This is a genomic window from Proteinivorax tanatarense, assembly GCF_040267685.1.
GTDB lineage: Bacteria > Bacillota > Proteinivoracia > Proteinivoracales > Proteinivoracaceae > Proteinivorax > Proteinivorax tanatarense.
In genome coordinates this window covers 621993-637506 of the sequence record NZ_CP158367.1, presented here as the reverse complement: position 1 = coordinate 637506, position 15514 = coordinate 621993, and the positions used below count along the sequence as shown (strand labels likewise).

At 34.8% G+C, this 15514-nt stretch carries 12 protein-coding genes and 1 riboswitch; of the genes, 7 read left to right on the top strand and 5 right to left on the bottom strand.

All coding sequences use genetic code 11. The features are described 5' to 3' along the window. The first annotated feature begins 167 nt into the window (after positions 1-167). Together PRVXT_RS03145 and PRVXT_RS03140 are read left to right on the top strand one after the other, a co-directional pair. Positions 168-1550: an ISLre2 family transposase gene (locus tag PRVXT_RS03145; RefSeq protein ID WP_350344234.1), complete on the top strand. Its 1383-nt coding sequence runs from the start codon at positions 168-170 to the stop codon at positions 1548-1550. 353 nt (positions 1551-1903) lie between these two features. Next, entirely contained in the window at positions 1904-4972 is a 3069-nt protein-coding gene (locus tag PRVXT_RS03140) for a GNAT family N-acetyltransferase (RefSeq protein WP_350344233.1), read from the top strand. A gap of 64 nt (positions 4973-5036) precedes the next feature. On the opposite strand, the gene PRVXT_RS03135 is transcribed toward PRVXT_RS03140, so the two are convergent. The 3 genes from PRVXT_RS03135 to PRVXT_RS03125 are packed head-to-tail and all read right to left on the bottom strand — an operon-like array spanning position 5037 to position 8313. Beyond that, positions 5037-6293 carry an ammonia-forming cytochrome c nitrite reductase subunit c552 gene (locus PRVXT_RS03135; protein ID WP_350344232.1) on the bottom strand — a complete coding sequence of 419 codons (1257 nt, stop codon included), beginning with the start codon at positions 6291-6293 and terminating at the stop codon, positions 5037-5039. Positions 6294-6320: 27 nt separating this feature from the next. After that, complete coding sequence (gene ccsB / locus PRVXT_RS03130; RefSeq protein WP_350344231.1) at positions 6321-7130, bottom strand: c-type cytochrome biogenesis protein CcsB; 810 nt, start codon at positions 7128-7130, stop codon at positions 6321-6323. Then, positions 7108-8313: a cytochrome c biogenesis protein ResB gene (locus tag PRVXT_RS03125; RefSeq protein ID WP_350344230.1), complete on the bottom strand. Its 1206-nt coding sequence runs from the start codon at positions 8311-8313 to the stop codon at positions 7108-7110. The genes ccsB and PRVXT_RS03125 overlap by 23 nt, the downstream gene beginning before the upstream one ends. Before the next feature lie 329 nt (positions 8314-8642). Here PRVXT_RS03125 and PRVXT_RS03120 point away from each other — a divergent pair, with 329 nt between their 5' ends. The 5 genes from PRVXT_RS03120 (at position 8643) to ribH (ending at position 13983) form a co-directional block, all read left to right on the top strand. Then, positions 8643-10223, top strand: a complete 1581-nt coding sequence (locus PRVXT_RS03120) for a DUF4153 domain-containing protein (protein WP_350345099.1) — start codon at positions 8643-8645, stop codon at positions 10221-10223. 62 nt (positions 10224-10285) lie between these two features. Continuing rightward, a riboswitch (FMN riboswitch) is annotated at positions 10286-10404 on the top strand. Between the two features lie 145 nt (positions 10405-10549). Beyond that, positions 10550-11635: a bifunctional diaminohydroxyphosphoribosylaminopyrimidine deaminase/5-amino-6-(5-phosphoribosylamino)uracil reductase RibD gene (ribD, locus tag PRVXT_RS03115; RefSeq protein WP_350345098.1), complete on the top strand. Its 1086-nt coding sequence runs from the start codon at positions 10550-10552 to the stop codon at positions 11633-11635. After that, positions 11616-12293 carry a riboflavin synthase gene (locus PRVXT_RS03110; protein WP_350344229.1) on the top strand — a complete coding sequence of 226 codons (678 nt, stop codon included), beginning with the start codon at positions 11616-11618 and terminating at the stop codon, positions 12291-12293. Before ribD ends, PRVXT_RS03110 begins: the two co-directional genes overlap by 20 nt. Positions 12294-12313: 20 nt before the next feature. After that, positions 12314-13519 (top strand): bifunctional 3,4-dihydroxy-2-butanone-4-phosphate synthase/GTP cyclohydrolase II, encoded by a 1206-nt coding sequence (locus tag PRVXT_RS03105; RefSeq protein WP_350344228.1) that lies wholly within the window; start codon positions 12314-12316, stop codon positions 13517-13519. Next, entirely contained in the window at positions 13519-13983 is a 465-nt protein-coding gene (gene ribH / locus PRVXT_RS03100; protein WP_350344227.1) for a 6,7-dimethyl-8-ribityllumazine synthase, read from the top strand. The genes PRVXT_RS03105 and ribH overlap by 1 nt, the downstream gene beginning before the upstream one ends. A 137-nt stretch (positions 13984-14120) precedes the next feature. On the opposite strand, the gene PRVXT_RS03095 is transcribed toward ribH, so the two are convergent. Together PRVXT_RS03095 and pdxS are read right to left on the bottom strand one after the other, a co-directional pair. Next, positions 14121-14411 (bottom strand): DUF2325 domain-containing protein, encoded by a 291-nt coding sequence (locus tag PRVXT_RS03095; RefSeq protein WP_350344226.1) that lies wholly within the window; start codon positions 14409-14411, stop codon positions 14121-14123. Positions 14412-14619: 208 nt separating this feature from the next. Then, positions 14620-15486: a pyridoxal 5'-phosphate synthase lyase subunit PdxS gene (gene pdxS, locus PRVXT_RS03090; RefSeq protein ID WP_350344225.1), complete on the bottom strand. Its 867-nt coding sequence runs from the start codon at positions 15484-15486 to the stop codon at positions 14620-14622. Positions 15487-15514: the final 28 nt, after the last annotated feature.

Here is a 15514-nt window from a genome sequence, read left to right as displayed (position 1 = left end):
CCTATTTATATTATACAAGATAAGTTTAGCCATACAAGAGTTTTAAATAATATATTAATTTTTATCTTAGTGTAAAATATTTGTAGGAAAAAATATAAAAAAGAATAGCTCCTTATGTTAAGATAGAATCGAGAAAACCCACACCTAACAAGAAAGGAGCTATTCTTATGAATAAAATTATACAGGAAGTCATGAAAAAAATCACCCATGAATACACGCAAAGTGTAGAAAAAATGTTAGATAATAACGCTGATGTATCTGACTTAATTTTAGAAGTTAAAAAAACCTTAGATGATGTAGGAGTAACGTTGATAAAGGAAGCCTTAGAAATTACAGATGATGTAATTAGAGATTCGAAAAGCAGGAAAGAAAGCCATTATATCCAGCGTAGGAATGATCCTAAAACCTTAATAACTTTTTTTGGAGAAGTTAATTATCAAAGAACATACTATAAAAATAAAAAAACAGGTGAATATGGCTACCTATCAGATGCTTTTGTAGGACTAGAACCTCATGCAAGGATAGACTTATCGACAAAAGCAAAGCTAGTTGAGCAGTCCTTAGACTTGTCATATCAAAAGTCTGCTAACCAACTATTAGATAATGTAGATATCAGTGATCAAACTGTTATGAATGCAATAAGAGAAATAGGGCCAGTTGAAAATGAAGCTGTCCAAGTTCCTCCTAAAGAAACTCCTAGAATAATATACATAGAAGCGGATGAAGACCATGTATCAATCCAAGATGGGACAAATAAAATTATGAAATTAATATATGTTCATGAAGGTAAAGAGCTGGTATCTAAAGGGAGGTATGAACTACAAGGTCTTAGGTACTTTACTGGTAATTATAGCAGTAATGAAGACTTATGGTTAGAAGTAGCAAACTATATAGATAGCGCTTATGACATGGATAAAGTGGAAAAGATCTTTTTATCCGGTGACGGAGCAAAATGGATCAAAGAAGGATTAGACTGGATAAAAGGCAGTGAGTATGTTCTTGATTACTTCCACTTATCTAAATATGTTAAAAAGGCAACGGCCCATATGAATGAAGCCAGAAAGCTTTTATGGAAACATATACACAGAAAAGATAAAGAAGCAGTGGAAGTTCTATTAGATACAATAATTTATGAAACTGATTTAGACACTAAAAGAGCAGCAGTTAGGGAATGTAAAAAGTACATTTTGAATAATTGGGAAGGTATTTTAAAAAGCTTTGATAAAGACTACATAGGCTGTAGTGCAGAAGGTCATATAAGCCATATACTATCTGCAAGGCTAAGTTCTAGGCCCTTAGGTTGGAGCATAACTGGGGCAGATGAAATGGCTAGACTAAGGGTATATCGTGCTAATGGGGGAAATGTTTATCAGTTTATGAAGGATAATAAAAGCCGTGAAAGACAAAAAAAGAAGGACTTAAAGATAGATAAAAGGGTCATAAAAAAACGAATGAGAAAGCCAATGCAAGAGACTATGGACAATGTTCCTGCATTAAATATCGGCCGGAAAAACTGGCAAAGACAGTGCTTAAAATCAGTTGCATTTTAGGCTTGGATTATTATGCTTAAAATACTGTGTTAATAGGTTCTATTAAAACATAGGGATTTTCATATATTTTTTTCCTACAGTAACTTGACACTATCATTTTTATTAAATTGTTTGACTATTGTTTCTTTGCAAGCTATAATAAAAAAATAAGAAAAATCAGAAAGGAGGTAGGGATTTATGTTTAAGCTTACTATATTATCTAAAAAAGTAAAGATGGATTATAAACCCTGCCTGCATGGTCTGGAAGCTATTTACAAATAATTAGTGTCGTTTTAGAATTCAGCCATGGGTTTAAGTTACCTATGGTTTTTTTATGCCTAAAACCATGCAGGCAATAACGTTAGGAGGTTACCATGAGTAACGTAAAAATAGTTGAGTATAATAAAAGCTACGCAGCAGGCGTAGCAGAAATGTGGAATCATAGTCATGAAGGTTGGGGAGGTTCAGATGTAGTTCTTACCCCGGAGCAGGTGGAAAAAAATGAAGCCAATTCTGAAAACATTAATGTTTATTTGGCAGTAGAAGGTGACAAAGTAGTTGGTTATTGTTCTTTAAGTAATTATGCTTATGATGATAACACTATGTATATACCTCTTTTAAATGTTCGCACAGATCAACATGGTAAAAAAATCGGCAAAAAGCTTTTGTTAAAAGTAATTGAAAGGGTGGTTGAGCTAAATCAGCCACGTTTAGATTTGTTTACATGGCCTGGAAATACAAAGGCTGTGCCTTTATACAAAAAAGCTGGTTTCTTTTGGGAAGACCGAAATGATACTACTCATCTTATGAACTTCGTTCCAGCGCTAATGAATACAGAAGCTTTAAAAAAGTATTTCACTACTTTGGACTGGTATGATGACAACTGTCGCAAAGCTGATATCATCCCCGATGGCCGCAAAGAAAATAATTTTGAGTATTATCGATATAGCTGGAAAAACAGCGAAACCTATTTGAACGTTGAGTTTGACGGACGTGGTAGGTGTATAAGGCTCATAGATACACCAGAGTATAAAATTACAACAACAGTAGAAAATTTAAATTTGGTTTTTGGAGCTAAATATGAAGTTTCATACCATATTGTAAACAAAACCGATAAACCATTGGAAATTTCTATTCACGGTGAAAATGATAAAAATGTAGAATTTGGACTTAGCACCAATGTTTCTGTTAACAGTGAACATACTATTAAGTCAAATTTTAAAGTAAACCCCATCCAAGAAGAGCAAAGTATTTGGAAAACACACCCCCTAGTTGCTGCTAATTTTACCATTAACGGAAAAAAAGCTAAACTGGGAGTTGGGATTGCTCCTCAGTTTCCTATAAAAATGAGAGCTAAACTCCCAGGTGATCAGTGCCACCTTGAACAAAAGCACTGCTTTTATATAGACCTAGAAAATAAGTTTGAGGAAGAAGTAGAGCTTACCTTTAGCTTGGATAAAAAAGATTTTATAACATTTCCAAACAAAGACTTTAGCTTTTTTTTAAAGCCTAAAGAAAGAAAGTCCATAAAAGTTCCATACATTTTAACTAAGTTTGGGTTTTATAACTCACAAATAGAAGCAATAGTTAAAAGAAAAAATGGTAAAACCATTAACTTCCATCTTCCTTTATCGCTTGCCTTTAAAGGATATAGCTCTATATTTCATGGTGAAGACCAAGATAATTGGGTATTATGCAACGGTAGCCATTATGTTCACATCGAAAAATTAGATGGCTGGAGAAATATGAAGGAGTTAGAATATAACGAAGTCTCCTTTATGCCTCCACAGCTAGGAAAGCCCTATTGCGATGAATTCACTAGACTCAGACCAAGCGAGGTGCATTTCTCAAAAAATGACGGGGTTGGGACTCTTAAGCTTACTTATAACTCCAAAAAGTTTTCCGATATGGAAGTTGCTGTATATAACAATTTGCACGCTAACGGTCTTTTAGAAAATTACTTTGAGGTAACCAATAATAGCTTAGAAAGAGCTAAGGAAGATGTTTGGCTAAGAACTCCAGTTTTTACTGACTTTTCAGCTTGCATTATTCCATATGATAATAAATTTATACACTTACAAGACTCATCTGCAATATCCTTTGACTATTGGAAAAGTGCCAAAGTTAGCGAAAACTGGCTTTTCGGATACGAAAAAGATGGCAACTGCGGAGTGAGCTGGTCCAAAGACTTTACTCTCGATTTTACTGACTGGTTTATAAGTCTTTCAAAAAACTTAGGCAAAATACCAGCTCAAAGCTCTGTAAAAACTAAATCAATTTTCCTCTCTGTTAATACCTTTGATAACTGGAGCAAATTTAGAAATTTTAGCATAGGGAAAAATGAACCTATACAACAATTAACCGCTCCCTTGAAAGTTGAAGTTAATGGGGGAAATCCTTTTGTACCAAAAAACTTTGATGTCACTTTTGTCGAACAAAGAACTAATTATTTGTCAGGAGAGTTTACTGTAACCTCTAAGAAAAATGGTTTTGATAAGTCAAGTAAAACTATTGACATAAGCTCAAAATGCCATAAACATAACATTGATATTTCTCTAAATAGTGCAAAAGACATAGATATAGTCCAATGCCAAAACTCTACAAAGGCCAGAACTACAAACTGGGAAAGGCTGATAATACCAAAAAATGATGGGAAAGTTGAAACCTCCGTAAGTAGCAACAGTACGGTATCAAATGGTAAGCTAAGCTTTTCTATCTCTTCTGAGTACGGTCCCTATCTTTATAGCTTAGAGTTTTTAGGACAAAACTTCCTAGATAGCTCCTACCCTAAAGCTAAGCCAAAGTCTTGGTTCAATCCTTGGTATGGTGGAATTACATTTATAACTTCTAAACTACGTAGCAGCTGCTTAGAAAAAGAAGAAGCTCCCAATCTTAGTACTACAAAGCTTTCAGACAATATGGGTAATTTTTGGACTGGTATAAAAGTTAGCACGAAACTTAAAGCTCATGAGGAGCTTAAAGGTTTAGTTATTAATCAGCATTACCTCACTATGGGAGGTCTTCCTATCGTTTGCCAATTAAACTCTATTGAACAAAAAACAGGACATTATTTTGATAAAAACTTAATTACCCAAGGGTTTTTAAAGATGAATAACCTAAGCGACTGCTTTATGCAATACGACAATATCCAAGGTCAAAATCTCTATCAAAAAGGAGCTGCTTTTGACTTACATGACAACTGTTTTTCCTCACTTATTTTTGGCAACAAAAATTTTGATTACAAGCTACAAATAGTTTCAGACATAAGTAATGATAATAAATTAAATATCCATTTAAATCAAGATGTTATGATTTTTAGTCTAGTTAGCAGCAGTAGCTTAGCTGATGGTGATAAATTAACTCTTCCACCTGTTTTCTATATTTTCACCAATGAGCGTTTAAGCGAAGATAGCCTAGTGGAGTTAAAAAAAGTAAGATTTTAAAATAATGGACTGTCTCAAGATTTCCTCGAGGCAGTCCATTAAACTTAATTGGATAGAATCGTATTTAGTTTTCTTCCAAAATTCTCAGAGCTTCTTCAGCAATTTCTATAGATTCATCCAAATACTCATGTGCTCTGTCGAAGTAATGGCTCCCTGTACTATTTTCTGCAAATACAAAGTCCCATCTAATCTGCGCTTGTCGGTGTAAGCTCCTTACTTCTTCTAATACTTCATCATCCAGGTCATCATTATCCACTCTTGCAGCTAGTTCTTCTATTAACTCTACTAGTGTATCCATAGCTTGTACCTGTTTTTCTTCAACTTCGGCTTGCCCTTCACTTACCCACTCATTGATACTTTCTGCATCATGGTCAGCATGACAACCTAAGCAAGATTCTTCTGCAGTGTGTAACGGGCTGCTCCACCAGTGAGATACATACTCTACTCCCTCTTCACTTTCCACTGTCGGCATATGACAATCGGCACAGCTCATGCCTAACTGATCATGGGGACTACCGGTATACATCTCAAATTCAGGGTGCTGTATCTTAATAAGAGGAGTTCCAGTTCTAGGGTGCTCCCAATCTGCAAATTCTCTTTCATCAAAATATTCTTCCATATCATCAACTGTTAAACCATTCTCCCAAGGAAATACAACAGCCATAGTATCTTCGTCAAAGTAATATTCCACATGGCATTGTGCACAACTAGCTGTACCATCAGGGATATCAAAGTCCACCTGGGCAAATCCTGGTTCTGCTTGTGGAACAGATATATACGCTTCTCCTGGGTTGTTACCATGACAACTATAGCAGGTTATATTCCACTGAGCTCTTTCTGCCATTTCATTAAACTCCATTGCAAATAAATCATCTCCATACTCTTCATGAAACCCTTCATAGTCTGCAGTCTTACAAGCCAAGCAATTAGCACCTGGTTTTGGTCTAGCAATTTCTCTTACACTAGTCAAGGAATAAAGATGTCCTACTGTAGAAAAATATTCCTTTGCAAAACCAAACCCTTCGTAAATAGTTTCTATCTGTGGATATCTTTCAATATAATCGACCTGCTGATCAGATCCTCTCTTTACATTATCATCATCGTCAGGAGTGTTACGCATATAAGACTGATAAATTTCAGGGTACTCATCTTCCCAATGAGCCGGATCCAAAATCTTATCTTCTTGCTCTGGACCTTCCTCTCCATCATGATCCTCTGGAGGTTCTGGGGTTGCCTCCGGCTCACCCATATAGCTATAAACTGCTATTCCTAGAGCTAAAACCACTGCTAATCCAATTACCGCCTTTTGCCAACTCTTCATCGTCCAATCACCTCAATTAGTTTATTTTTACATATAGCTATGAATACTAGGCAAAAGCATATTTACACCCATATAAGTAAACAGCACGCTAGCAAAACCAATGATAGCAAACATCGCTAGCTTCTGTCCTTTAGCTCCTCTTTTTAATCTAGCATGTAAAAAGATTGCATAGATACTCCAAGTAATAAGTGACCATGTCTCTTTAGGATCCCATGCCCAATACCGAGTCCAAGCTTCTTGAGCCCAAATTGCTCCTGTAACTATAACCAACGTAAAAAATAAAAATCCAAAAGCTATAGTTCTATAAATTAACAGGTCTACTTTTTCTAGCTCAGGTAAGTGCTTAGTTATATCTTTCCCACTTTTAAGTTTATTCATTACAATATATAGAATTCCTAATCCAAATGCCACCCCAAAAGCTCCATAGCTAAGGACCGCTGTAAAAACATGAAAAAATAACCAGTTACTTTGTAGGGCTGGCATCAAAGGTGAAATATCCCTAGAAAGACTCATGCCATATCCAGCAATCATAAATATAACCGGTGAAATAAATATTCCAAGACCATGATACCTGTATTTGTGATAAACGTAGATATAACAAAGGGCTATACCCCATGAAAAACTTGAAGCAAATTCAAACTGATTAGTTAATGGTGGATGTCCTGCCACATACCATCTTATTGCAATAGAAGCTGTATGAAAGGCCCATGAAATTATCAAAGTTAAGTAAGCAATTCTTGCTAATCTTATGTTTTGTTTAAACATAAAAGTCATATACAAAACTAAGGTTAAGGCGTAACCAAAAAAAGCTATGTTAAACAATGTTCTTTCTATCACTTTGTTCAACCCCCTCTAGTTCTTTTTTTAAGTTTTCTATTGTTTCTTCTACAAATTTTGCACTGTATACTGTTACTTCATATCCCCCTTGAGGATGTGGTACACAAAGTATTGATGATGGATTAACATAAAAACTTAAAAATAATCCTACTAGCAAAGCAGTCGCCCCTATGCTTACAAAACCTAAAGTCGGGTCATTAGAAACCTCTAGCACAGTATATTGCTGCGGATTTGTAAAGGTAATTGTCCTTCCCATCCATGTGATTGGCTTATCAAACTCCGTTACATTCATGTCTAAAACCCTACCGTGCTGGACTATTTGATAAAGTAGCATAGGATGTTTTAGGTGAGGAGTGTTGTCTATGGCGTCTGGTCTAAATTCCAGCACTCTAACCGCTAAATGGCCGTCTTCTAACAACGCTTCATCCCGTTGATACAACCTTTTTGTCGTAGTTTCCCCTCTGGAAGTGTATTCCAAGTCCAACATCCATCCAGTTGCTAACTGATAAAAGTTATACTTATCATGGGCCAAAGGATTGTTAACAGAGATCTCTCCACTTTTGTTTTCATACCCATCACTAACTGTTACATAGGAATAGTATTGATCAACTGTATTATCCTCTCTATAATCAACCACAAAGTCATCTATATAAACCTCGACATCTGTACCAGAAACCGGAACAGTATCTCCTGCTACTCCCACTAGTTGATAATTAAACCCAAGATATATACCAGCCACATACCCAACTATAATAATCAGCATACCTAGATGAGTTAGCCACGAACCAAAAAATCCAGCAAATCCTTTTTTGGTATGTAATGTAGGTCCTTCAACAACTGTTTTTTTGAACCCCATATCTGTAACTACTTTCTTTAAGGTATTAACCTCAACATCAATAATTCTAAACTTATTCCCATTTACTATGTACGGTTTTTTGAACCTTTGATATACCTTTGGAAGTCTAACTATGCTACATAAAAAAAGATTTAAGGATAACAAAATAAATAACCCAAAAAACCATCTACTGTGGTACATATCATCTAAATTAAACATCTCTATAGCGGTAAAAACCCTATTACTATAGTTGTCTTGGTACCATCCCATAGGCCTCTCTTGTGGGATTAAAGTGCCAATTACAGATACCGAAGCTAAAATAATTAAAAGTACAATTCCTGTTTTCATTGAGTATAACAGTCTGAACAGTTTCAAATTCATCACCTCACTTTTCTAATATCTCCGTTTATTAGAAAAATATCACTGCTATTACAAAAATAGTATTCTTACCACGACCTATTTTAAAAGGTGATTTCATGATATTATTAGATTAAAAGGAGTGAGTTACTTTGTATTTTAAAAACCGAATATATATACTTTCTCAAAAAATATTATCTGCCTGTAACCGCTTTCCTATTTCAATACTATTTTCGATATTGGCTACTTTAGCTTTTATCTTGGCTAATAGAATAAATTTCCCTACTATAGAACAACAGCAGTTGTTTATAAGGTTAGGTATGACTTTTGGATTAGGGGTTCCTATTTCCTTATCTGCACAAGTCCTTTGTGAAAAGATACAATTAAAAACACCCAAAGTAAAAACCGTTGTTTCTAGCTTACTTCTATTACTTTTATTACCTTTTCTAATTTTTTTATTGAAGGATATTACTATGTTAACTGTTACAAGATATGCAGCCCTTTTTCTTGCTTTTACCCTTGCTTTTACATTCATCCCATTCTTTTTTAAATTACCTAAGTATGAGCTATATGTTATTCGATTATTTACAAGCTTTTTTATTACCTATCTATATTCAATGATATTATTTATGGGTGTTTCAGCTTTATTATTGACGATAAACCTGCTTTTTTCCATCAACATTTCATCTAAAGCTTATTTAGATATCTGGCTAATTGTTGTAGGAATATTTGCCCCGGTTTTCTTTTTAGCAGATATACCTAAAAAACACCAAAAATTAACTGTTAAGGATTACCCTAAAGTTATTAGCGTTCTTCTAAGGTATATTTTAACGCCGCTAATAGCTGCCTATACCTTAATTTTATATATATATTTCGTTAACATACTCTTAGCAAGAGAACTTCCCCAGGGTGTTGTTGCGAATTTAGTCCTTTGGTATCTATTGTTAGCTACTATAGTTTTATTAGTGATATCTCCCCTTAAAAAAACAAGCAGATGGACTACCATGTTTAAAATTTACCTCCCCAAGCTTTCACTTCCTCTTTTAGTAATGATGCTAGTTTCTATGTATATTAGAATATCAGCATATGGATTTACTGAAAGAAGGTATTTTGCTTTAGTAGCAGGGCTGTGGCTATTAGGGATTATGCTTTACCACATTTTTTCTTCACACAAAAGAAGTATAGTAATCCCTATATCCTTAGCTTTAATAGCCATTTTATCAGTCATTGGACCTTGGAGCGCTTATTCCACCTCCATTTCCAGTCAAAACACTCGTTTTGAAAGGTTACTAACAGAACATGACATGCTTAGAAATGGAGAAATTCAGCCTCAAAATGAACTATCAGTAGAAGATAGGTATAAGCTTAGCAGTATTATTGTTTACTTTGATAGAAACCACGACTTAAAAAAATTAGACTACTTGCCTGACGGATTCAACATAAAAGATACCAAAGAGGTCTTTGGTTTTGAGCTACAAAGAGGTCCCTATGACCACTTTAGACAAAGGCGAGAATATTTTAGGATCCGCCTTTCAAAAGATGAATTAATAGACATTAAGCAATATCAGCACTTTGGTCATTTTACACTAAACAATCATAATAGCGCTGAGCTTAAAATTGGCGACTTTACAGTAAGTTCCAGTGATGAAAAAAGCGAATTGTATATTTTGAAAAATGAAGAAGCAATTTACGTTAAAGATATAGGTAGCATAGCTAAAGACATTTATAAACAACATCAAGGATCCGAAGTCTTATCTTTACCTAAAATGACCTATACCGACGACGATCAAAATATATCTATCAAATTTGTTTTTACAAATATCTACGGTTTTGGGGAGGAAGAAAGTAATTCAATAGAAGTTGAATCCATGGAATTTTACCTCTTCTTTAGCTATAAGTAATTAAAGTGTCTTTTTATAATTGACAGTAAGCTTGTATTGTGATATTTTTAAGTAAATAAAAATAATTTCTTCAGGGCAGGGTGAAATTCCCTACCGGCGGTATAGTCCGCGAGCCACAAATGTGGTTGATTTGGTGAAATTCCAAGACCGACAGTTAAAGTCTGGATGGGAGAAGAAGTTTATCTATAAATAGGTGAACTATAGGTAATTATAGTAGGTAAGAAGTTATACTTAACCTATTATACATTTATCAACTTTTAAGGCTCTGAAGTATATCTTCAGAGCCTTTTTTATACTTTTTTGGAGGTGATAGTTTGTATAAGTTTATGAGAAGGGCATTAGATATAGCTAAAGAAGGTCGAGGACAAGTATCTCCAAATCCTTTAGTAGGCGCAGTTATAGTTAAAGGTAATAGAATAATTGCAGAAGGTTACCACGAGTACTATGGTGGTCCCCATGCAGAAATAAATGCTTTAAAAAATTGCCATGAAAACTTGGAAGATGCTGTTATGTATGTTACTTTAGAGCCTTGTTCCCACTATGGGAAAACTCCTCCCTGTGCTGAAGCAATTGTGGAAAGTGGCATCAAGCAAGTCGTTGTGGCTATGAAGGATCCTAACCCGTTAGTTGCAGGTAAAGGTATTACCATTCTCAAAAAAAAGGGGATTGAAGTAATCACTGGTGTCTTAGAAAATGAAGCAAAAAAACTTAATGAATTTTTTATTAAATATATTCTTGAAAAGAAACCCTTTGTTATAGTTAAAACTGCTATGACGCTAGACGGTAAGATAGCAACTGTCTCTGGTGATTCTAAATGGATTACAAATAAATTATCTAGAGCTTATGTCCATGATTTAAGAAATCAAGTTGCAGCAATAATGGTTGGTATAGGCACAGTGTTAAACGATGATCCTTTTTTAACAAGCCGTTTACCTGATGGTAGGGGTGCAGACCCTCATCGAATTGTCGTGGACTCAACAGCTCAAATACCACTCAGCGCTAAAGTTTTAAACATAGATTCTAAAGCAAAAACTATAATTGCAACCACCGAACATACTGACAGCTCAAAAATTTCTTCTTTAAAAGCAAAAGGTGCCGAAATTATTGTAACTCCTAATACAACAGGAAAAGTAGACCTGTCATATCTTTTAAGCAAGCTAGGAGAAATGAAAATTGATAGCTTACTTATTGAAGGAGGTGGGCAGTTGAACTTTAGTGCCTTTAACACAAATAATGTGGACAAAGTTTTGAGCTTTATCTCTCCAAAAATTATAGGTGGTAAAAAAGCCATAACTCCTGTAGCCGGACAAGGAATTGAGTGCATAAATAATGCAGTTAACTTAACAGATATAGACATCGAAAGATTTCAAGATGATATATTAATTTCTGGTTATGTTAAAAAAAGGATGTGAGATTATGTTTACCGGTCTTATTGAGGAAGTTGGAAAGGTGGAAAAGATAAAAAAAAGCGCTAAGTCTTGTAGCCTCACTATTAGTGCAAAAAAAATTTTAGACGATGTAAAAGTCGGGGATAGTATTAGTACTAACGGAGTCTGTTTAACAGTGATAAATTTTTCAAATAATCATTTTGATGCTGATGTTATGCCTGAAACAATGGCTAAGAGTAATTTAGGAAAGTTAAGTGTCGGCAGTAAAGTTAACTTGGAACGGGCTTTACAATTAGGAGATCGGTTAGGTGGCCACATGGTTTCTGGTCATATCGATGATGTAGGTGCAATAGTTAATTTTCAAAAAGATGAAAATGCTACTTGGGTTACTATAGATCCTATCAATACTAGTCTCAAGTATGTGATATCAAAAGGGTCCATAGCCGTTGATGGCGCTAGTTTGACAGTTGCTGATGTAACTGATAATAGTTTCAAGGTTTCAATTATTCCACTTACCAAGGAAGGCACTACTTTACTGGAGAAAAAAATTGGCGATGAAGTAAATTTGGAATACGATTTAGTGGGAAAATATGTAGAAAAGTTAGTTAGTGCTAACAAACGGGAATACCAAAACAAAAATTCTATTGATATTAGTTTTTTACAAAAAAATGGATTTGCTTAAATAGAAAGGGGTGTAACAGTATGATTAAATTTAATACTATCGAAGAAGCATTAGAAGATATTAAGCAGGGAAAAATGATTGTAGTTGTTGATGATGAGGATAGAGAAAATGAAGGGGATTTATTAATGGCAGCAGAAAAGGCTACCACAGAGGCTATAAATTTTATGGCTAAATACGGACGTGGGTTAATATGCACACCTATGATAAGGGACAGATTAGAAGAATTAGACATTTACCCGATGGTTAGCAACAATACAGATCCCAAGGAGACCGCTTTTACAGTTTCAGTTGACTCGGCAGATGTTACAACGGGAATCTCAGCTAAAGAAAGAGCAGATACTATACTTAAATTAGTTAATCCTTCTTCAAAGCCAAAGGACTTTACTAAACCTGGCCACATCTTTCCTCTCATAGCTAAAGAGGGTGGTGTTTTAAAAAGAGCAGGACACACTGAAGCAGCTACTGATTTGGCAAGACTCGCTGGATTATGCCCTGCAGGTGTAATATGTGAAATCATGAATGAAGATGGAACTATGTCTCGAGTTCCTCAACTTATGGATTATGTGAAAAAACATAAATTAAAAATCATTACTATTGCCTCTTTAATAGAATATAGAAGAAAGCATGAACTGCTAGTTGAGCAAAAAGCGTGCGCTGAAATGCCTACTAAATATGGCGACTTTCAAATGCATGGATACATTAATAAGTTAAATGGCGAACATCATGTTGCTTTAGTTAAAGGTGATGTTAAAGATAATGATGAAGTGCTAGTAAGAGTTCACTCAGAATGTCTGACTGGTGATGCTTTTGGCTCCCTTCGCTGTGACTGTGGCGAGCAGTATCAAGCAGCTATAAAAAAAATTGAAGAAGAAGGTAAAGGCGTTTTGCTTTATATGCGCCAAGAAGGTAGAGGTATTGGACTAATAAATAAAATAAAAGCATATGAGCTGCAAGATCAAGGATTCGATACAGTAGAAGCAAATGTTAAACTAGGTTTTCCAGAGGATATGAGAGAATATGGAATCGGCGCTCAAATTCTTCATGATTTAGGTATTAAAAAAATAAAGCTTATGACAAATAACCCAAAGAAACTTTCTGGTTTAGCAGGCTATGGCATGGAAGTCGTTGACAGAGTACCTATCCAAACAAATCACAACGAAAGAAACGAGTTTTATCTTAAAACAAAAAAAGAAAAAATGGGACATATGTTAAAGGAGGAAAAATAATGAGAGTTTATGAAGGTAATTTAGTTGCAAAAGGACAGAAATTTGGTATCGTAGTTGGAAGGTTTAACGAGTTCATCGGAAGCAAGCTACTTTCTGGTGCTTTAGATGGGTTAAAAAGGCATGGAGTCAAAAAAGAAGATATTGAAGTTGCATGGGCCCCGGGTGCTTTTGAAATTCCGCTAGTTGCAAAGAGGATGGCTAAATCTAAAAAATACGCTGGTGTAATTTGCTTAGGTGCTGTAATAAGAGGTGCTACTCCACACTTTGATTATGTTTCTAATGAGGTTACTAAGGGAGTAGCAGCTACTTCTTTAGAACTAGATATCCCCATTATTTTTGGTGTACTGACAACTGATACTATTGAACAGGCTATTGAAAGAGCCGGCACAAAGGTTGGTAACAAAGGATTTGAAGCTGCTACTACAGTAATAGAAATGGCAAATCTCCTTGATGAAATTGAATAATATACCCTATATTCTCAAACTCTAGTATCAAGATAGTACAATTATTGATGAAGCTTCCCTAACTGATAGCATGTTGCTATAATAGTTTATAATAATAAAAGAAACTCTCCTATAATTTAGGAAAGTTTCTTTTATTATTAATTGCTGCTTAATATCGGTTGAACTTTGCATGACAAACAAGCCCAAGACCTTTTTGAAAACACTATGGGGATAGAACGTTCTTTAGCTTCTTTTTTAAAGGCAGAAGAACTGTTATGATTAATAAAATCTGTAAGCACTACAACTAAATCTGCCTTTGTGGGTATGTGCGAATTTTTCTTAAATCTAGTCTTTCTGCCATCAACATGCATAATCTTTGTTGCACCTAAGCTTTTTAGGTTTTTATTAATACTTTCCACCCGATCACCACCAACGATATAAACACACATTGTATTTACCTCCTCTCTTTGATAATCATTCTCACCTAGTATTATTATATTTATTATACTTTATTATTCAAACTCCTGCAAGTCTTATTAGTAATCAATTATTATAATTATCCTAATTTACAGTAACTAGATTGAATTTACTTAATTTTTCTTGAAAAAACCAAAAATAATAGCTACAGCTAAAAGCTGTAGCTATTATTAATCATATTTACCATCCTCTTTTAGATAACTTACTTTCTTCTTCCAAACTTTGAATAGCTATCCCACTCATGGCTTCACCTAGGTCTTCGGATATTTGAGCTAGCTTTTTAGGATTGTCATAATTTTTTACAGCTCTAACAATTGCTTCAGCTCTTTTTACTGGGTTATTAGATTTAAATATCCCTGAGCCAACAAACACACCATCACACCCTAGTTGCATCATTAGTGCAGCATCTGCTGGTGTAGCAATCCCTCCTGCTGCAAAGTTAACTACGGGTAATTTTTTGTGATTAAAAACATATTCAAGTAGGTGTAAAGGAGCTCCTAGCTCTTTAGCAGCGTTCACTAACTCATTTTGACCAAGGAATGATACTCTTCTTATATCATCGTTAATTTGTTTCATATGGGTAACTGCTTCTACTACATCACCTGTGCCTGCTTCACCCTTAGTTCTAATCATTGAAGCGCCTTCAGCAATTCTTCTTAAAGCTTCACCAAGGTTTTTAGCACCACATACAAATGGAGTGTTAAACTTCTCTTTTCCTATATGATGAACGTTATCAGCAGGAGTTAAAACTTCACTTTCATCTATAAAATCTACATCGATGGCCTCTAAAATCTGTGCTTCTACAAAGTGTCCTATACGAACTTTTGCCATTACCGGAATATTAACTGTCTTCTGTATTGACTTTATCATTGCGGGGTCAGACATTCTAGCAACACCCCCGTCTTTTCTAATATCTGCAGGTACCCTTTCCAATGCCATAACAGCACAAGCACCTGCAGTTTCAGCTATTTCAGCCTCCTTTTCATTGGTTACATCCATTATCACACCATTTAAAAAACCTTTTGTTGTTTTCTCTTTAGTTTTCATATATATCCCCCTTTTTAAGTTATATTAT